This window comes from Acinetobacter sp. ANC 3832, assembly GCF_002135415.1.
In the GTDB taxonomy this organism is placed as follows: Bacteria; Pseudomonadota; Gammaproteobacteria; order Pseudomonadales; family Moraxellaceae; genus Acinetobacter.
In genome coordinates, this window is the sequence record NZ_NEGJ01000012.1 from 44,181 (window position 1) to 63,798 (window position 19,618).

At 37.9% G+C, this 19,618-nt stretch carries 20 protein-coding genes and 1 other RNA gene; 8 read left to right on the top strand and 13 right to left on the bottom strand.

Going from position 1 to position 19,618, the window contains the following annotated elements; genetic code table 11:
• Positions 1-213: 213 nt before the first annotated feature.
• The 3 genes from dnaQ to nudC all read left to right on the top strand — a co-directional run bounded on the left by dnaQ (position 214) and on the right by nudC (position 4,173).
• The gene (gene dnaQ, locus B9T35_RS14630; protein WP_086191834.1) at positions 214-1,650 is read left to right on the top strand and encodes a DNA polymerase III subunit epsilon; all 1,437 of its coding nucleotides are present in this window, start codon (positions 214-216) and stop codon (positions 1,648-1,650) included.
• Between the two features lie 127 nt (positions 1,651-1,777).
• On the top strand, positions 1,778-3,418 hold the full coding sequence (locus tag B9T35_RS14635) for a chemotaxis protein (RefSeq protein ID WP_086191835.1): 1,641 nt from the start codon (positions 1,778-1,780) through the stop codon (positions 3,416-3,418).
• Complete coding sequence (gene nudC, locus B9T35_RS14640) at positions 3,418-4,173, top strand: NAD(+) diphosphatase (protein WP_086191836.1); 756 nt, start codon at positions 3,418-3,420, stop codon at positions 4,171-4,173. Before B9T35_RS14635 ends, nudC begins: the two co-directional genes overlap by 1 nt.
• A 36-nt stretch (positions 4,174-4,209) precedes the next feature.
• Here nudC and B9T35_RS14645 read toward each other — a convergent pair whose 3' ends face one another.
• From B9T35_RS14645 to B9T35_RS14660, 4 genes are all read right to left on the bottom strand, one after another.
• On the bottom strand, positions 4,210-5,109 hold the full coding sequence (locus tag B9T35_RS14645; protein WP_086191837.1) for an alpha/beta hydrolase: 900 nt from the start codon (positions 5,107-5,109) through the stop codon (positions 4,210-4,212).
• Complete coding sequence (locus tag B9T35_RS14650; RefSeq protein ID WP_086191838.1) at positions 5,093-5,791, bottom strand: BON domain-containing protein; 699 nt, start codon at positions 5,789-5,791, stop codon at positions 5,093-5,095. The genes B9T35_RS14645 and B9T35_RS14650 overlap by 17 nt, the downstream gene beginning before the upstream one ends.
• Before the next feature lie 63 nt (positions 5,792-5,854).
• Positions 5,855-6,271, bottom strand: coding sequence for a YraN family protein (locus tag B9T35_RS14655; RefSeq protein ID WP_086191878.1), 417 nt, complete (start codon positions 6,269-6,271; stop codon positions 5,855-5,857).
• 21 nt (positions 6,272-6,292) lie between these two features.
• Complete coding sequence (locus tag B9T35_RS14660; protein ID WP_228147165.1) at positions 6,293-7,177, bottom strand: penicillin-binding protein activator; 885 nt, start codon at positions 7,175-7,177, stop codon at positions 6,293-6,295.
• Between the two features lie 77 nt (positions 7,178-7,254).
• On the opposite strand from B9T35_RS14660, the gene rsmI reads away from it, so the two are divergent.
• Positions 7,255-8,103 carry a 16S rRNA (cytidine(1402)-2'-O)-methyltransferase gene (gene rsmI / locus B9T35_RS14665; RefSeq protein WP_086191840.1) on the top strand — a complete coding sequence of 283 codons (849 nt, stop codon included), beginning with the start codon at positions 7,255-7,257 and terminating at the stop codon, positions 8,101-8,103.
• A 267-nt stretch (positions 8,104-8,370) separates the two neighbouring features.
• Here the strand turns inward: rsmI and B9T35_RS14670 are convergent, their stop codons facing one another.
• The 5 genes from B9T35_RS14670 to B9T35_RS14690 all read right to left on the bottom strand — a co-directional run bounded on the left by B9T35_RS14670 (position 8,371) and on the right by B9T35_RS14690 (position 12,597).
• Positions 8,371-8,994 (bottom strand): glutathione S-transferase, encoded by a 624-nt coding sequence (locus B9T35_RS14670; RefSeq protein ID WP_086191841.1) that lies wholly within the window; start codon positions 8,992-8,994, stop codon positions 8,371-8,373.
• A gap of 72 nt (positions 8,995-9,066) precedes the next feature.
• Positions 9,067-9,318, bottom strand: coding sequence for a hypothetical protein (locus tag B9T35_RS14675; RefSeq protein WP_086191842.1), 252 nt, complete (start codon positions 9,316-9,318; stop codon positions 9,067-9,069).
• A 175-nt stretch (positions 9,319-9,493) separates the two neighbouring features.
• Positions 9,494-10,747 carry an FAD-dependent monooxygenase gene (locus B9T35_RS14680; protein ID WP_086191843.1) on the bottom strand — a complete coding sequence of 418 codons (1,254 nt, stop codon included), beginning with the start codon at positions 10,745-10,747 and terminating at the stop codon, positions 9,494-9,496.
• Positions 10,744-11,955: a 2-octaprenyl-6-methoxyphenyl hydroxylase gene (gene ubiH, locus B9T35_RS14685; protein WP_086191844.1), complete on the bottom strand. Its 1,212-nt coding sequence runs from the start codon at positions 11,953-11,955 to the stop codon at positions 10,744-10,746. The genes B9T35_RS14680 and ubiH overlap by 4 nt, the downstream gene beginning before the upstream one ends.
• Before the next feature lie 288 nt (positions 11,956-12,243).
• The gene (locus B9T35_RS14690) at positions 12,244-12,597 is read right to left on the bottom strand and encodes a winged helix-turn-helix transcriptional regulator (protein ID WP_086191845.1); all 354 of its coding nucleotides are present in this window, start codon (positions 12,595-12,597) and stop codon (positions 12,244-12,246) included.
• A 133-nt stretch (positions 12,598-12,730) separates the two neighbouring features.
• Here B9T35_RS14690 and B9T35_RS14695 point away from each other — a divergent pair, with 133 nt between their 5' ends.
• Entirely contained in the window at positions 12,731-13,720 is a 990-nt protein-coding gene (locus tag B9T35_RS14695; RefSeq protein WP_416202448.1) for a zinc-dependent alcohol dehydrogenase family protein, read from the top strand.
• 77 nt (positions 13,721-13,797) lie between these two features.
• Here B9T35_RS14695 and pepP read toward each other — a convergent pair whose 3' ends face one another.
• Together pepP and B9T35_RS14705 are read right to left on the bottom strand one after the other, a co-directional pair.
• Positions 13,798-15,117, bottom strand: coding sequence for a Xaa-Pro aminopeptidase (pepP, locus tag B9T35_RS14700; RefSeq protein ID WP_086191847.1), 1,320 nt, complete (start codon positions 15,115-15,117; stop codon positions 13,798-13,800).
• A gap of 259 nt (positions 15,118-15,376) precedes the next feature.
• On the bottom strand, positions 15,377-16,009 hold the full coding sequence (locus B9T35_RS14705) for a UPF0149 family protein (protein ID WP_086191848.1): 633 nt from the start codon (positions 16,007-16,009) through the stop codon (positions 15,377-15,379).
• 65 nt (positions 16,010-16,074) lie between these two features.
• On the opposite strand from B9T35_RS14705, the gene B9T35_RS14710 reads away from it, so the two are divergent.
• The 3 genes from B9T35_RS14710 to ssrS all read left to right on the top strand — a co-directional run bounded on the left by B9T35_RS14710 (position 16,075) and on the right by ssrS (position 17,194).
• A complete protein-coding gene (locus B9T35_RS14710; RefSeq protein ID WP_086191849.1) occupies positions 16,075-16,626 on the top strand; it encodes a hypothetical protein in 552 nt (183 codons plus the stop codon).
• 2 nt (positions 16,627-16,628) lie between these two features.
• Positions 16,629-16,913: a cell division protein ZapA gene (locus tag B9T35_RS14715; RefSeq protein ID WP_086191850.1), complete on the top strand. Its 285-nt coding sequence runs from the start codon at positions 16,629-16,631 to the stop codon at positions 16,911-16,913.
• A 100-nt stretch (positions 16,914-17,013) separates the two neighbouring features.
• Positions 17,014-17,194: non-coding RNA, 6S RNA (gene ssrS / locus B9T35_RS14720), on the top strand.
• 379 nt (positions 17,195-17,573) lie between these two features.
• Here ssrS and prpC read toward each other — a convergent pair.
• The gene (gene prpC, locus B9T35_RS14725; RefSeq protein ID WP_086191851.1) at positions 17,574-18,713 is read right to left on the bottom strand and encodes a 2-methylcitrate synthase; all 1,140 of its coding nucleotides are present in this window, start codon (positions 18,711-18,713) and stop codon (positions 17,574-17,576) included.
• A gap of 3 nt (positions 18,714-18,716) precedes the next feature.
• Positions 18,717-19,601, bottom strand: a complete 885-nt coding sequence (prpB, locus tag B9T35_RS14730) for a methylisocitrate lyase (RefSeq protein ID WP_086191852.1) — start codon at positions 19,599-19,601, stop codon at positions 18,717-18,719.
• Between the last annotated feature and the right edge of the window lie 17 nt (positions 19,602-19,618).

Here is a 19,618-nt window from a genome sequence, read left to right on the forward strand (position 1 = left end):
GGTTCCGAACAACGCATAGTCGATTTATTTTATAAATGCCATTTTAGTGGAGCATTTGACTCACACAAGCTAATAATTGAGTGCTATTTGCATATAAATGTTACAAGAAATTAAAAAATATCAGGTTTCAGCACTGAAATCACCAATTTCCGTATACAATAAATTCTTCAAACGCGATGTTCAACTCTAAATTCAATTTCATTGGTTCAAACTATGTCTCAAACAATCACACTTTATGTTGATGGTGCATGCAAAGGCAATCCCGGTTTAGGTGGATGGGGTGCATATATCATTACTGAAACTGAAGAACATAAATTGTGTGGCGGTGAACCAGATACGACCAATAATCGTATGGAATTGATGGCGGCTATTGAAGGCATTGCTTTTTGCCCAATGGATGCAAAATTGGTTTTATGGACAGATTCCAATTATGTAAAACGCGGTATTACAGAGTGGATTGAAAACTGGAAAAAGAAAAATTGGAAAGATGTTAAAAATCCTGATCTTTGGAAAAGATTGGATGCAACCTGTAAAAATCGTGACATTGATTGGCATTGGATTAAAGGTCATGCAGGTCACGAAGGCAATGAAATGGCGGATCAATTGGCAAACTTAGGTGTAGAAAAAACCTTAGAGCAAATCAATAACGGTACTTATACCCCTACGTCTAAAACAGACATTGAACAAACTGATACTGTTGATAAAAAAAAAATTGAAAAAGACTGGCTCTTAGATGATCCTTTTGGCTTTGATTTCATAGAATCTGATGAAGAAGATGAAGTGAATGGTCTAGAAGATTCTGTAACGCCAAAAGACACTCTAGAAGTACATCGCGCTGATGAACCTGAAGTACAACAAGTTGCTGAAACTCAATCATCCGAAATAAGTTCTACATCGACAGTTCAAAGCACGCATCCACATATTGTGATTACACCTGCTACAGTCCACTTGCAAGGTCCAAGACAACTGATTTTGGATACCGAAACAACAGGATTTTATTTTCAAGACACAGACCGAATTATCGAGGTTGGTGCGATTGAAATGATCAATCGCAAACTCACAGGTAGTTCAATACACATCTATATCAACCCTGAAAAACTGGTAGGTGATTCTGAAAACATCCATGGTATCAGTGATGATTTTCTAAAAGACAAACCTAAATATGCTGAAATTGCACAAGTCTTATTTGACTACTTAAAAGGCAGTGAAATCATTGCCCATAATGCAAACTTCGATATGAACTTCTTGAATATGGAGTTTAAACGAAGTGGCTTTCAGGCACTTTCTGAGGTTTGTGATGTTACCGATACTTTGGCTATGGCTAAAAGTAAGCATCCAGGACAAAAAAACTCTTTGGATGCCTTAGTTCGACGTTATGAAATTGCGCAACGTGATCGTACTTTCCATGGTGCCTTACTGGATGCAGAGATTCTATCTGACGTTTATCTAGCGATGACAGGTGGTCAGGTTTCCTTTGATATGGATACACTTTCTTCATCTTTTGACCAAGTGACAGGACAAAGTATTCGTGCAAAAATTGAGGTTGAGCTTCCAGTTATCATTGCTTCCGATGAAGAATTAGAAGCACATGAGAACTGGGTCAAACAATTTCAAGAAAAACACGGTGAAGCTTGCCTTTTTGCAAAATAAAATCGGATTTAAATTGATAATTTCTCTGTAAAGATTTTATACTTGCGCTATATTAAAACTTAGAAAAATTAGCCTCTTTCGGGGCTAAAAAACAGAACATTTAAATACCTAGGAAAGGTGCAGATCAATGTCTTACCAAACCTCTATTCATTTTGACCCAACAGCATTATTAATAATAAAAAAAGAAGTCGATAATTCAATACAACTGGTTGAGTCAGCAGTCAGTAGCTTAGTTGAAGATCAAACTTTGCCTTTTGGTATTGATGATGCGCTCAATCAATTTGAACAATGTGCTCATGTGCTCATGCTAATTGATATGCCTCATATCGCTCAAATCACAGAATATTCTGCTGAGCTGATGCGTAAAATCATGCAAGATCCTCGTCAAATTAATACCCAAGACGTGATTGCCCTCAGTGAAGGGACGACCATGCTCAGACGTTATATTGACTTTATTTGCTTACGTGAAGTGAAAGTTCCACAATTCTTATTGGACACTTTAAATCACTTAGAATTGGCTTTAGGCAAACCATTAACGCCTGAAGGTCAACCTATTGTTTCACTGCTTGATTGTGTGTCACCAAACTTTAAGTTAGAACAAGCGCCAGAATTAGAAAAATCAGTTTATGTGCATAAGCTGTATAAAATTTGCTTAAATAAATTATTAAATCAAAGTGAAACCGCTTTTGATTTGCAAGGTATTAAATTGGTCGGTACTTATTTAGCCAACTTATCCAATAATACGCTAAGTGCTCAATATTGGAATTTAGTTTTTGTGGCGTTTAATCAAATTGATGATTTAATTTTAAACGATGCACGTTTAAGAACGTTGATTGCGATTGAAACCAATATCGCTCAATTCTTTAAAGACACACATAGCTTTAATGCATCATTGGTGGACTTAGCCAATGTGCTCAGTCTATGTATTAGTCAAGAAGATGAAACGGCTCAACATATTCGTGACCAGATTAATGTCGGTGAAGACTTACTGACAGATACACAGCTTCAAGTATTTAGTCGTCACTTGTATGGTCCAGATTTTGAAACTGTACATAGTGTAAGTAAGCTTGTTACCGATGAAATGACGCAAATCCGTAATGACATTGAATACAACTACAAAAATATGTCTGAAGAGAAAACACGTGAGTTGAAAACAAAACTGACTGATCTTTCAAACGTATTTAAAGTATTGAATTTGAATGAAGCATATGTCGAATTAAAACAACAAGCGGATTTGTTAACCAAACAAAATATGCTTGATGATAACTATGCTCAACAATTGATGAACAGCATTTTATCTGCGATGAATTCAATTGGTATTTTGGAAAGAAACTATACGTCTAGCCGTTTACAATTACGTGTGAATAACATGAATATTTCACTCGACCGCCTAGATGAAGCGCATGAAGTTCTGTTAACTGAATCAAAAGCAATGATTGATTTAAGTTGTCAAACACTCATTCAATACTTACAAGACAGCGAAACAACCAACTTAGACGCCCTTCCTTCGCAATTTAAAGAAATTGGTGGAGCAATGTTATTCCTTGGTGCGAAAGATGGACAAAAAGCTTTATTACAAAGTGCTGAATTTATTCAGTCTGAGTTAAATAAAGAACATAAATTCAATACAGCACAAGTGGATGGTTTACTCGATGTATTGGCAAGTGCTGATATGATGATTGACAATTTACAAAATAAACAGCCTGTACTCCAGTCCATGTTTAATGTAGCTTTAAAAAGTAGCCAAAATTTAAAAGCGATTGCCTAATGTCAGAACTCTCACTTGCCTATATTTTTCATCACCATCAACTTCTAGTCGATGAAAATTTTCAGTTACCTCAAGTTGAAAAATTAGCAAGTGACATCAGCTTTAGCTCGGGTGATCAAATCATCGCCCGAGACTTATTTATTGAAGAAACCATTCCAGATGGTTATCAACTGATTTCCATCCGTCAGCTGATTTCACAATGGACAAAAGTCCAGTTTGAACAAGCCAGTCGTGCTTTACAATTATTGGAATGGCGTAGAAACCATAAATTTTGCAGCCATTGTGGTCATGAAACTGAAGTTCATCCGACTGAATATGCAATGGTTTGCCCTGCTTGCCGTTATCATCAATATCCACGTGTTCAACCCTGTATTATCACGGTTATCACACGTGGTGATGATGAAATTCTCTTAGCAAAAAATGCGAAGAACAGCAGTGAAATGTATGGATTAATTGCAGGTTTTGTTGAAGTTGGTGAAACGCTTGAAGAAGCTGTGCAACGTGAAACTGAAGAAGAAGTCGGTTTAAAGGTTAAAAATATTCAATATTTAGCCAGCCAACCGTGGCCTTTTCCAAGTAATCTGATGCTTGCATTCAAAGCTGAATATGAGTCAGGTGAAATCGTCTTGCAAGAAGATGAAATCAGCGATGCTCAATTTTTCAAATTTGATCAACTTCCAGAAACACCTTTTTCAGGCAGTATTGCACATGCCATGATTGAGCATGTCATTCACAATACTCAAATGCCTCAATAAAAATATTTAAAAAAAGATGCCTTAGGCATCTTTTTTTTAATGATAGCCATCTTTTTTTAAGGATTGGTCTAAGACTTGAATAATTGCAGATCTAGTGACAAAGAATCGACTAAACAAACTCGATACACTTCCCATAATGGAAATATGCCCCGTTTTTGGAATCACTTTGATTTCACAATGATTGCCCCGTTCTTGCAACTTTGCTTGTAAATCTAAAGTATTTTTATCTTTAACAATTTGATCATTCTCTGCCAAAAATAAATAATGTTGGATATCATTTTTTTCAACAAAATAGTAAGGCATCACTTGTTGATACGGCACGGCTTGATCAAAAGCATTTTCTGCCAATGGGTCACCCTTATAATCAAAATGATAAGGACCAGCAATACCAATAATCGCTTTAATATTCTGTTTGACCGCTAACTGATAGTGCCGTGGATGATAGACCAATGATACGATATTAAATGCACCTGCAGAATGCCCCATCAAAGCAATTTTTTGAGTTGAGATACCCAGTTTAATTTGTTGTTGATCTAAAAAACCCAATGCAACGGCTAGATCATCAATATAACTTGGAAATTTATGCTCTGGTGCCAAATGGTAATTCATGACAGCCACATCATAACCAAAACGTGCAAAAGCCTCACCGACAAACTTGTAGGCACTTTTATCCCCATGACTCCAAGCACCACCATGTACAAAGACAATCAAGGGTTTGGCTTCAACTTGACTAGAAATATAAAGATCTAGACGTTGCCTTGCTTTCAAACCATAAGCGACATTTTGACGTATCACATAGCCTTTTTTAGGTGTTAAGCGATTTAGCGTAATACTGCCTAAATCATATAAGCGAAAATCACGATAAATTGATCTTACAAATTTATATTTTTTAAGCAGGTTTTTCTGTGCAGATTGAATTTTATTTCTGAACAACATTATTTGGCTCTGTAGCATCTGGGTCTATAGCAACGGGAGTTTGCACATCAGGTTGAATATTTCCAACCACAGGTGCAGTAAATGACGAAGCTTGAGGCGTATTACTTGGCTGATCAATATTATCAATCAAGGTCACAATTTTAGTCACATTACCAACTTTCTGTAAAACGTCATTTAAATCTGCCAATTCGGCAGTATTCAAACGTCCCATCACATATAAAATACCATCTTCAGTATGTACCATGACTTTATTATCAGAAACCACAGGAGCTTTCATAATCAAGCCACGTGTATTTGCAGTTACTGATGCATCTTGCATAATGGTACTGTAGCCAATTTGGGGACCGATCGTAATATAGTTATGCACTGTTTTTACATCACTCATAGAACGTACATTGTCTTCAGCCAATTGTTTTAAATGAGCATCTGGAACCTGTCCAGTTAATAAGACATTGCTATGAAAACTACTCAAGTTGACACGTGATTGCTTAAAACGAGCATCTAATTTATATAAATTAATTTTTGCAGTTCGTTCAATTGACGAGTCAATAAACACTTGACCCAAAGATCTTGCTCCACTTTCTGTCCCAACAGGTGTTGTACCTGTGCCACCAGAAATAAAACTTGCACAACCCGATAAACTTGCCACACAAAGCATCGTCAAAACAATTCGGTTAAACACTCAGCAAGACTCCTCATTGAATTCTAATTGCTATATTTTTAAACTACTGCGCTTAAATTCTATTCACAGATTAAATAACTCTGCATCTAAAGTAAATGCATTTTCTATCCATTGCTGATCATACGGGTATTTAGAAAAGTCTTGCTGTACATTTTTTGCAATTTCTTGATGAAAATCAAAACAAATAATATCAAAACGACAATAAAACTCCTGAAATTGAGGATTTTTTTCCAAAAAGCACATTGCTGTTTTAATTATCTTGATTTGCTTCGCTTCTGTAACCACTTCAGTTGCCAAACCATATTTGGTCGGAGATCGGGCTTTGACTTCAACAAAAATTAATTCTTGATCTTTATCAGCAATAATATCAACTTCACCAAATCGACTGTGATAGTTTTGATGCTGAATATTAAAACCCGAACATTCTAATATTCTCATTGCTTCTTGTTCAGCCCATTGCCCAAGCAATTTGGATGATATTTTAGAGGGTTTGGTTGCCACTTATAAAACCACCAATTTATTTTTACGCTTTTCAAAACAAATTGGATTACGTTCGATTCGATTACCCTCAATTTTAATTTTTCCCGTTCTGCCATTAATATTTAAAGTTCGGTCAGTTGGATGTAATAACAATTGTTCCGTAATTTGCCAAGCATCACCACCAAAGGCATATAAACGCTGATAAGGCATACTGACAGGATTCTCTTTATAAGCTTTCAACACGTCTGGCCATTCTGGAAAATATAATGCAGGGACATCACAAAACTTAATTCCTTTTGGCATCGGTTGACTGTCTTCCACGGCGATTGCATGTGTATAAATATATTGTTTCTGAATCGCTTTTAAATTTAATAACCACTTATGGCTACCCAAATATAAAATCCCTTCCCCTTGATATAATGCGGGCGGGATTGAATCTACAGGATCAACCTCACCATTAAAATTTGCCAATAATGAGTTTACAAAGTTAATTGAATCGGCCTCAGTGCCACTTTCTCGGATCACATACAATTTTTTGATTTGGTCACGATCTACAGAATTCAATAACGCCAGTGCATCATCATTCTTTGATAAGCTAAACTGCCAAACATTGTTGTTTTTTTGCAGTACTTCATTTAATGCAAGCACAGGGACTTTAGGTTTTAAATCCAGCAAAGCTTCTACATCTTTACGCGCCAAAGGACCAATAATCATCTGCGTCTTCTTATTTACATTTTGCTTTAAGATGACTTTCATTGTTTTTTGATCAGCATTCACAAATTTCAATGGAATACTTGAGCCCGATGCTTGATATGCATTCACAATTCCTTGCTTAATGCTCAAACCTGCTCGCGCCATAGGTCCAGATTCAGGTAAGATAACCAATACCTCTGCTTGAACGTTCATCATTACGCTCATTAGCGCAAGACCTAGCAATTTTTTTATACCACTAATTTTTAAATTCTTAATCATGGAGAAACCTTATGAGTGCTCAATTATTTGTCGTAGCGACCCCAATTGGGCACTTAGATGATATGACTTTTCGTTCTATTGAAGTTTTAAAGTCAGTTTCTGTTATTGCGGCAGAGGACACACGCCAATCTGCTCAATTATTAAAGCATTATAATATAGCAACTCCATTGACTGCTTGTCATGATCATAACGAAAGTAACAAAATTGATATACTTATCGAAAAGCTCAAAAATGGAGCAGATATTGCCTTGGTGAGCGATGCAGGTACACCTTTAATTAGTGACCCTGGTTTTAAATTGGTTCGTGCAGCGCAAGAAAATGGCATCCGTGTGATTCCTGTACCCGGTGCATGTGCCGCTATTGCTGCTTTAAGTGCAGTAGGTCTACCCAGTGATCGTTTTAGTTTTGAAGGCTTTTTACCATCAAAACAATCACAACGCCTACTTCAACTTGAAAAATTAAAGCATGAAACTCAAACGTTAATTATTTATGAAGCACCACATCGTATTTTAGACAGTGTCAAAGATATGGCGAGTGTTTTTGGCGAAGATCGTCCTGTCGGCTTTGCACGTGAAATTACCAAAACCTTTGAAACGATTAAAAAGATGACACTGTCTGAACTGGTAACATTCATTGAGAGTGATCGTAATCAGCAAAAAGGTGAAATTGTATTGATCATAGGCGGTGCGCCAAACCAAAATGATTTAGATGTAGAGCAAGAAAAGTTAGACAAGCTGTTAATTCGCTTACTTGAAGATTTATCGGTTAAAGCAGCCTCACAAATGGCAGCCGATTTATTTAACATTAAGAAAAAAGTTGCCTATCAACGTGCTTTAGAACTGACTCAAAAAGACGATTAAAACGCTCTAAATAAATGAATCAATAGACTTCTTGCTAAGTGAGCTTTTTATCAACATTTGTTCATAATCGATACCCTCTATCCTTCTTAAGGAGAGGGTTAGTGACAGGACTATCTTTAGGATTTTTCCTCATCCTAATCTTTCCCAAAAGAAAGAAGAAACATTTTATCTTCATGAAATCGCATTCTCGATTATAAAATTTTGTTCATTTCTCTGCTTTCGCAAGAGCTTTGATGCCTCATTTAATTCATCCAAAGCAATGCTCTATCAATTCTGCCCATTATTTCCCCAACGCAAGTATACTTCACGTTGACTGAGTAAATGATAATAATTTTGCACATGTTCTAAATGTGGATGTTCAAAAGGTGTTAGCATCCAACGTTGCACTGACAAGCCAATCGAAATATCAGCCAGTGTAAACTCCTGCCCTGTGATAAAGGCTTGTGTCTTTGCCAATTGAGCATCCAAAATTTCCATGGTTTTCGTCCATGCTTGAATACTTTTTTCGACTAAAGTTAGATCTTGATGCACAGGTGAATGACGTACCAAATGCATCACAGCATAAGCCCAACTATTATTCAGCTCAATTCCTTGCCAATCAATCCATTGATCAATGAGCGCTCTGGTCTGAGGGTGCTGTGAATATAATGTGCTTCCATTATATTGATTCGCCAAATATCGAATAATGCTATTGGATTGCCACAACACAAAGTCCTTATCAATCAAAATAGGAATTGTTGCATTCGGATTTAAACTGATAAATTCAGGTAACTGAGGTGATTGAAAGCCTCTCCCCCAATCTTCACGCGCATAGGCCAAATTCAACTCATCACACAGCCAAAGTACTTTTCTAACATTGAGTGAATCAGCACGCCCTAAAATTTTAAGCATTGGTTATCCTATTTTCATCATGCTCTTTTCATCAGCCAATAAAAAAGCATCACAATTGTGATGCTTAATTCATTACTCTTCAGCTGATGCATCTGGTGGAACTTCAGTAATTCTTCCACCACGTGCAAGAAATGCTGCAACTTCATCTTCTAAAGCTTGACGCTGTTTTAACTTTGCAGTCACAGTTAAAGTTTCCGCTTCCGCTAAGTCTGAATCAGATACTGTTGAATCGCTCGCAGTTGCACCTTTTTCCGCAGCTTTGGCTTCATCATCATCTACAGCATTGTCTTCTGTATTATCATCATAATCATTCGTATCAGTCATCTTTAACTCCCCATCAACGACGTCAAATTACCATCCGAAAAATGGCGATCTCATTCCGAGAAATGTACCAAGCTCTTATCATTTCTACTAGGGGCAATTTCAAAAAAACTGTATTTTTTTTAATCAAATTCGTAATAAATTTTAAATGAGTGTTTAAAATTTATCACAATCCGATTTAAACTGCGTATTGGGTATTTTTTAGAACAGATAATCCGTTGGCTTGAGCCATGAATTGATCCTTTAAAAAAGTCTGCTTTTCTACCTGCTTCAAACCAAAATTTCTCGCCCAAACCAAGGGAAACAACTCAGAACTTTCCAAGAAACCAATCGCAGACATACCATGCATCATGGCATCATTTTGACCTTTACGTTGATGTTCATATCGTTTTAAGGTCTGCTCATGTGCCCATACACCCCGTTTTTTATCATGTAATAATACGTCACATAAAATAGCCGCATCTAAGCAACCAATATTCACACCTTGCCCTGCAAGTGGATGAATCACATGTGCAGCATCACCAATTAGTGCTAAGCCTTCTTTGATATATCGCTGAGCCGCTCGTGCTTTCAAGGGAAATTTAGCCCTTGGAGTCGCTTCTAATACTTCGCCTAACATATGATGACTTTCGCGTGTAAGCAATTGAGTAAATTCTTCATCATTTAATGCAGCGTATTCATCTGCATAATCATCTGGCAATGTCCAAACAATAGAAATCCAGTTTTGGTTGTCTTCAGCTTTTAAACTTGCCATGGGTAAAAATGCCAATGGACCTGTCGGTAAGAAAATTTGGCGTGCAATATGCTGATGCGGTTGAGCCGTTCTAATGGCACAAGTTAAACCTGCTTGCTGATAATCCAAGATATCTAAATCAATAAAAGCTTGCTCTCGAACAAAGGAGTTTGCACCATCTGCACCAATCACAAGCTTGGTTTTAAGTTCTGTGCCATCTGCCAAACGAATAATCCAACAACCTACAGCTTGCTCGACTCGAATGACTTGCACTTGAGTACGATAATCTTGTAATTGCTCAAGCATTCTTTGTTGAATGGCTAAATTCAAAAGACTGGGTTCAACCATTGAACCCAGTCTTTGCTCTGCGGGCGGAAAATTTTCTGAAGCTTGACCAAAGTTTATTTCACCATAACCATTTTTATTCCACACCTGCATGCCTGTATATGGCATTTGTCGAGCGATGTGATCCCAAACATTCACAGTTTTAAGTAAATGAATTGTCGCTTGGCTCAATGCCAATACACGAGGATTGGTCACAGCTAAAACTTTTTGCTCATCTAAAATCGGAGCAGCATCTAATACTGTTGCTTGAACGCCACCTTGAGCGAGTAAAAGAGCCGTTAATCCACCGACTAATCCACCACCGACGATCACAACATCTAAAATATCTGTTTGAGTTTGACTGATTTGGCTCATGCTTTTAACCCCATTGCATAATTGGCAACCAAAGGCTTAATACCTGGAATCACATCAAAAGCGACCAAACCTGTATTACGAATTAGTTTTAATAATGGATTTTGATTACTAAAACCGCGCACCACCGAATCACAAAATTTAATCACACGTTGTTGATCGGTTAAACGTGACTGCTCATAGGCTTTTAGCATTTCAGGCTGACCAATATCATCCGATTGGGCAAGTTGCTCTGTCATAAAGCGAACCAATACATCAGCATCACGTAAGCAAAGATTAAAACCCTGACCTGCAACAGGATGAATCGTATGTGCCGCATTCCCCATCAAAATCACACGACCAATGGCCTGCTTTTCTGCAAGAACCTGTGACAATGGAAAACTAAAACGCTTGCCTGTTTTAATAAATTTCCCTGCGCGATCCCCATAGGTTTGCTGTAAGGCATCTAAGAAATGTTGATCATTTTCTTCACCTAGCCATTCATGCTCAGTACCTTTTTTGACAGGCCAAACCACTGAACGGCGACATTCACCCGGCAATGGTAACAATGCTAATGGCCCAAGTGGGCTAAAGCGTTCAAAGCCTACTTGCTTATGTGGCTTAGAGGTTTGTACCGCAGTCACAATCGCAATCTGATCATAATCATGTACATCCACACCCACACCTAAAGCTTGGCGACAGAATGAATCGCGACCATCTGCTGCAATCACTAGTTTAGATTTAAGCGGATGGATAAATTCGCCACCCCGTGTTGCTTCCACATAGACTTGATCAGCATCTTGTTTTAAGGATGACACTTGAACACCATCAATCAGCTCAATCAATGGTTGTTGGCGAACTTGGGTGAGTAACACACGTCCTAACCAAGCATTTTCAATCACCTGACCAAAGCTTTCGACTTTTTCTTGTTCTGCAACCAATCGTGCCTTACCAAAACTGCCTTGTTCTGTAATATGAACTTCTAAAATTGGTGTCGCATATTGTTGTAATGCATCCCAAAGACCGAGTTTTTGATAAATTTGTACACTACGACGAGACAACGCAGTATTTCGTGCATCAAAACTGGAATGATAAGGTGTAAGATTGGCATCATCATAATTTGGATATTTAATAGCTTCTAAAAGTTTTACCCCAATCTTTGCTTTTGCTAACATCAAAGCCAGACTTAAACCGACCATTCCACCGCCAACGATGATGACTTCTTGTTGCATGCTTTGATCCTTTCTATACATCATTCAGCTTACTGACTGAATCGTTATAATCTTGATTGATTTTATATTACATCAAGGTCAGTGATTTTTATATTGAAAGTGATGTGTATTTTATTCTTATTGTAGTGATGCTTTTTTCGTAACTAAAAATTAGTTTCAGAATAATATTCAATCAAATAATAAAAGGTTAAGATACTCTAAAATCGGCTCTAATAATTGATCTCACCCTAAGTAAGATTCTGTTAGTCGCAGAAGCGCTTAAAATAAAACCCTCTTTAAACCTTAGGTTTATTTTGTCTTTTGCATATTCTTTTCAATGGTATCTAAAATTTCTTCATTTTGATCTGCCCATTCATACAGCATAAATAAAGGTTCAACGACTTTTTTACCAATATCAGTTAAAGAATAGCTCACATGAGGTGGTATAACTTCGTACACTTTACGATTGATCAAACCATAACTCTCAAGTTCCTTTAAGCTTTGTATCAACATTTTTTTTGATATACCCGGCATACAACGTTGTAGCTCGCCAGTTCTTAATGGGTTTTGTGAAAGTAAGTATAAAATCATTGAATTCCACTTATGATCCAAAATTTTATGTATTCTGCGTCTAGGACAGTTTTCAAGAAGAATCAATAACATATATAATAAAAATCCACTAATGGTCACTTTTTAGTGACTACTATACAAAAAGGTAACTAGTTGCTAATTTTAGCATTCTAATAAAAAATAGCCTATCTTTTTTTAAAACTGTATTTTAATGAACACTGAAAAAATGAAAGCCCTCGTATTAAAAGACTACGCAACAGGCATACTCACGTTAGAAACTGTTGATATCCCTAAAATCATTCAAGGTCATGTTTTAGTCAAAATCGCTACAAGTGGTACGAATCCGATCGACTATAAAATCCGTACAGGTCAAGCACCTTATGCGATGCCTGAGCTTCCTGCAATTATTGGAACAGATATGGCAGGAACCATCGTTGCTGTTGCAAATGACGTTGAAAACTTTGCAGTGGGTGATGACGTTTATGGTTTGGTGGGTGGTGTACGCGGTTTAGCAGGGACATTAGCTGAATATGTATTGGCTGATGTTCGTTTAATTGCACTCAAACCTAAAAATTTAAGCATGAGAGAAGCGGCAGCAATCCCTTTAACATTCTTAACCGCTTGGGAAGGTCTCATTGATAGAGCAAATTTAAAACCAGAACATACTGTCCTCGTACAAGGTGGTGCAGGCGGTGTTGGGCACATGGCCGTACAAATTGCTGTAGCACATGGTGCTAAAGTGGTCGCTATTGCTTCTCAAGCTAAAAAAGACATTATTGAAAGCTATGGCGCAGCTTTCTCTGACTATAAAACACAAAGCATTGATGAATGTGTTTCTGAATTTACAGATGGAAAAGGCTTTGATGTGATTTATAACACCAATGGTGGAACACAATTAGAGCAAGTACTTGAAGCCACTGTCCCTTATGGTCATATTGTCAGTAGCAATGCTTTCACTGAAATTAACTTAGCGCCGAGCTCTCTACGCAATGTCACAATTTCAGGTGTATTCGTTTTATGGCCAATGCTTGAAAATGATCGCAGACAACATCATGGTGATATTTTAAAAATTGCAACTCAGCTTGCAGAAAGTAATCAACTTAAACCCCTCATTGATCCTAAAGAATTTAGTATTCACCAAGTGGTTGAAGCACATAATTATTTGGCTGATGGTAAAGCTTTAGGTAAAGTCGTCATTGACATCACTAATATATAAAAAGCCAAATCATTTTTCATTTAGTATCTAAATTAGAAAAGCCGATTCTCTAATCGGCTTTTTATCTCATCTAATGATTATGACTGCGCCATCAACGCTTCAATATCAGCAACTGACTTAACCACATTTTTCGTTAATACCAATGGACCATTGGCTGTTGCAACCACATCATCTTCAATACGAATACCAATACCGCGCCATTTAGCATCTACAGTTTCATCATCAGGTGCAATATATAAACCAGGTTCTACGGTTACGACCATCCCCTCTTTATAGGCACGCCAATCACCTTCAGCTTTATAAGAACCAACATCATGTACATCCATACCGAGCCAATGCCCAGTACCATGCATATAAAATTGCTGATAAGCCTCAGTCTCGATGATCTGTTCAATATCACCCTTCATCAAACCTAAATCTAATAAGCCTTGCACCATAATTCGAACGGCAATGTGATGCGGTTCTTTATAAGAATTTCCGACACGAACAGCATCGATCGCTGCAAGTTGCGCATTCAAAATCACTTCATACAATGCTTTTTGTTCAGGGCTGAATTTACCGTTAACTGGGAAAGTACGAGTAATATCAGATGCATAGTATTCATACTCACATGCAGCATCAATCAGAACCAAATCACCATCTTTCAATGGTTTGTTATTTTCTACATAATGCAGAATACAGCCATTTTCACCACCACCCACAATACTGTTATAAGATGGCAAACAACCATTTTGACCGAAAATGTAATTGAGCTCTGCTTCTAACGCATACTCCATCATTCCCGGGCGAACTTTTTGCATGGCACGTGTATGAGCTTCTGCACTAATGTTCGAAGCAATTTGCATCAACTCAATTTCTTGAGCTGATTTATGCAAACGCATTTCATCTAAAATTTGATCCAATTGAACTATTTGGGATGGCGCACCATTTCCACGACGTTGTTGTTCATCGACTTGTTTAATCCAAGCACAAACACGTGCATCAAAATCCGCACGTTGCCCAATGCGGTAATATAGTTTTTCTTTATTGGCTAATTTCTCAATGATTTCCTCATCAAGCAAATCAATTGCATACGCTTCATCTGCATCATAATCTTCAACAGCACCATCTACCCCTGCACGATAACCATTCCAGATTTCCATCTCGCGGTCACGTTCACGGCAAAAGAGACTATAGCTATATTCTTCACCAACATCACCTGTCTCAAACACAGCAACGGCTTCAGGTTCAGCAAAACCTGTGAGCCAGAAAAAACTACTGTCGGTACGAAATTTATAATCTGCATCTCGGTTACGCATTGCAACAGGACTTGTTGCAATAATTGCGATACTGTTTGGACCCATTTGTTCAATCAGGCGGTCTCGACGTTCCCGAAAATTGGCTTGAGTAAGTTTCATTCTTTCCAGCTATTATTTCAGTGGTGGATTTAGCTTTTTATATGAATATCTCTTTATTCTTTCAATGGACTTTTTTGCAACAAGCTTTTTATTTCTTCTGAGAAAAAATAAAAAAAGATAAATACTTATATGCAATATATCTATTTCATCCAACAAAGGTGAACATATAAAAAGCGAAATATTATTGATTTTATATTAACGCAAAATCATCAATAGAAAAGCGATTCAACCCAATTGAATCAAATCGCTTCTCTCATTATTAGCTTGGACGGTCAGGTGTATACATTTCGACAAGGCTTGGCTCATCCGATGTATCTTTCACTTGTTTCTCTTTACTTTGGAAATGTTTCAATAAAGAACTATCTGCTACAGAAATTTTCGCACGTCCTGTAGACAATGACACAGGAATTAAGCGTACAAATTCGTAAAGTTCCTGATAGCTTTCTTCACCTTCTTCGTCATCATCAGATTCGTCAAACTCTACCGCAGCCACATCTTGTAAGCTTTCAATAAGTTCTTGTTCATCTGCACGAATATGACCCGAAGCCAATCCAAAACCTAAAACAACGCCTGCACACCAATCTGCCAAGGCTTGCACACGTTCAGAAAGTACGTGTTCATCATCTGGAAGCATCGGTAAATAGTCTAATTCATCTTCAGATAAGGCATGTGATACATCATTTGCTTCTTCTTCAAGCAAAGCCAATGCTTCATCGCTTACTTTTGGAACAGTGAGTGTTGATAAAATTTGTAACCATTCATCACGTGTAGGCGCTGTGGTAACACAAACTATACCTGTCAATATGCCATGTAACTCACTCGGGCTTGAAATTTCTTCAATTCCATCAAAATTATGGTTCCAATCTGACCAACCTGAAATATCGTCTTGCATTCGCTTATCCAATCTCTATACTTCAGTATATATTACCTTTGATTGCAGATCTGTGCGACCTCGTTATGTTAGAACAATTACAGCGTCTACAGACGCACATGGGCGCTTTAAAAACACGCCTTGAACATGTAGAGAATGAAAACAAGTCATTGCTGAAAGAAAAAGATAGCAGTGAGGAGCAATCTCATACTCAAATTATGCATAAAAACGGCATAATCACCCAAAAACAAGATGAAATCGAAAAGCTGACGGAACAACTTTCATTACTGCAAACTCAGTTTCAAGGTTTAAATACAGATGCAACATCACTTGCTGAGCGCTATGGTCGTTTAGAAAAAAGTTGTACTGATTTAAAAACTCGCTTTCAGGAAATCTTAGCTGAACGTAATGAGTTACGTTTGGTGAAAGAAAAGATGCAGAATGAACAACGCCATGCTCAACAGGAAATCCAAGATTTACAAAAAGAACGTGAACGTTTAATTCAAAAGAATGATCATGCAAAAGCTAAAGTTGAAGCCATTATTCAACGCCTGTCTATTTTGGGGACTGAACAAGATCAGCATGCGCAAGAAATTCAGCAACTTGCTCATCCTACTGAAACCAATGAGGAGGCATAACCATGGCTGAAGTCGTGACCGTTGAATTGCGTTTGATTGAACAAATTTTCCGTCTTTCTACTACTGTTGAGCAAAGAGCAGATTTAGAGCGTGCTGGGCAGCTTTTAAATGATAAATTCCAAGAGTTTCGTCGTAAAGCACCAAATATGGAACATAATAAGTTAATGATTATGGTTGCATTGGAACTGATGCAAGAAGTTTTGACCATGAACAAATCGTTACAGGAATATTCACATTGCGAACGATTATTAAGCGCCATGTTGGAAGATGTTGAAAAAGCGGTATAAACCGCTTTTTCTTTGTGCAAACAATAGTGATTTAAAGCTGATTTTTGCACAACTATAACATGGAATATTTGCCTATGGCTCTAAAATGGGTATACTGAGTACATCTCTGAGATGTTCGCCAGCGAGTCTATTCCCCTGCCGATACTTAAACTTACGGATGTGTTCTGTATGCTTTGAGTGTATGCCCACCCCGAGTGGGAAACCTATTAAGTGTACGTCTCGTCCACCTTGAACTCATCGGGTTCAGGGTAACGACCATGCAGCGGCATCTTCGGAGTGTTTTATTTAATATAAAAATAATAATTTAACATCACACATCAAGCCAATAAATTTACGTTAATTTTACTCAAAATCTAAATTTAGGCACACGATAGGCGTTAAAAGTTTTGCTTTATCTCAATTACCAGCTATGTTTGTTCATAAAATCAGAAACCACTTAATTTATTCAATTTTAACCACACTAATTTTATATTGATTAGATTTGTAATTATTAAAAATATCTTCTAAGCTTTTTCATGAATTTTTTATTTCGCATTGAAAAAGAAAAAATGTTAACAGTTATTTAAAACTCCTATTCATGGGCTTTACGATTTTTAATATATAAAAAAATGAGAGCCGAGCTCTCATTTTTAAACCATTTTACTTAAGAATACTTAGTAATTAAGCAGCCATCGAACGCGCTTCAATCGGTACGACTTTACGCAACTCAGGTCCCGTATAATCCGCACTCGGGCGAATAATACGATTGTCTGCACGTTGTTCCATCACATGTGCTGCCCAACCTGTCACACGACTCATCACAAAGATCGGTGTAAACAGTTTGGTTGCAATATCCATGAAGTGATACGCCGATGCATGGAAGAAGTCTGCATTACAGAATAGTTTCTTCTCACGCCACATCACTTCTTCACAGCGTACTGATACTGGGTAAAGTACTGTATCACCCACATCTTTGGCTAATTTCTCAGACCAAATTTTAATGATACCATTACGCGGGTCATTGTCTTTGTAGATTGCATGCCCAAAGCCCATGATCTTTTCTTTACGTTCAAGCTTGCCCAGCATTTCACGTTCTGCTTCTTCTGGTGAAGTCCAATTTTCAATCATTTCCATCGCAGCTTCATTGGCACCACCATGTAATGGACCACGAAGTGAACCAATTGCACCTGTAATACATGAATGCATATCTGACAGTGTTGATGCACAGACACGTGCTGTGAATGTTGATGCATTGAATTCATGCTCTGCATAGAGAATCAATGAAACGTTCATCACTTGTTCATGTAATTCGTTTGGTTTTTCACCACGAAGTAGATGTAAGAATTGTGCACCGATTGAATCATCATCGGTATTCTCTTCAATACGTACACCATCATGGCTGAAACGGTACCAGTAGCAAATGATCGCAGGCAATGTTGCGAGGATGCGATCTGCTACATCTTGCTGTTGTGCAAATGTTTGTTCTGTTTCTAGGTTACCTAGCATTGAAACCCCTGTACGCATCACATCCATTGGATGTGAATCTGCAGGAATGCGTTCAAGTACTTCTTTGAGTGCTTGTGGCAATTGACGTAATGATTTGAGTTTTGCTTTATAAGTGGCTAACTGCTCTGTTGTTGGCAGTTCACCAAAGAAGATCAAGTAAGCCACTTCTTCGAATTGGCAGTTTTCTGCCAGATCTTGTACATCATAACCACGGTAGGTTAAGCCTGCGCCACTTTTTCCAACAGTCGAGAGTGCAGTTTTTCCTGCAACTTGTCCACGCAATCCTGCGCCTGTGAGTACTTTTCCTTCAGCCATTTTTTATTTCTCTTGAGTGAATAGTTTGTCTAAGGTGTTTTCAAATGTATGGTAATCCAGAAATTCGTAGAGTTCTTTGCGTTGTTGCATCTTGTCGAGAACATTTACTTGTGTGCCGTCTTTACGAATCGCTTGGAAGACTTCAAGTGCTGCTTTTTGCATTGCTCGGGTTGCAGACAATGGATAAAGCACCATTGAAATCCCCTGCTCACCCAATTCTTCTGTGGTGTAGTACGGGGTATCACCAAATTCGGTAATATTCGCCAAAACGGGTACACCAACTGCATCGCAAACGGTTTTGTACATGGTGATGTCGGTCATTGCTTCGGCAAAGATGGCGTCTGCACCCGCTTCTACACAGGCACAGGCACGGTCAATCACCGCTTGTAGACCTTCTTTTTGTAGGGCATCGGTACGTGCCATCACCACAAAGTTTGAATCTGTTTTCGCATCAACCGCTGCTTTGATGCGATCGACCATTTCTTGTTGAGTGACGATTTCTTTGTTTGGACGATGTCCACAACGTTTTTGTGCCACTTGGTCTTCAATGTGAACAGCCGCTGCGCCTGCCGCAATCATTTGTTTCACAGTACGGGCAATATTGAATGCACCACCCCAACCTGTATCAATATCAACAAGTAATGGAGTATCGACTCGTTCGGTAATACGGCGGACGTCTTCTAATACGTTATCAAGACTGGTCATCCCTAAATCAGGTAAGCCATAAGAATAGTTCGCAACCCCTGCACCCGAAACGTAAATCGCCTTGTAGCCGACTTGTTTCGCCATCATTGCTGCATAAGCATTGACTGTACCTATGATCTGTAATGGTTTTTCCACTTCTAGCGCTTGTCTAAATCTTAAACCTGCAGACGTTTGTTCTGTCATATTCCCTTCCTTAGCAC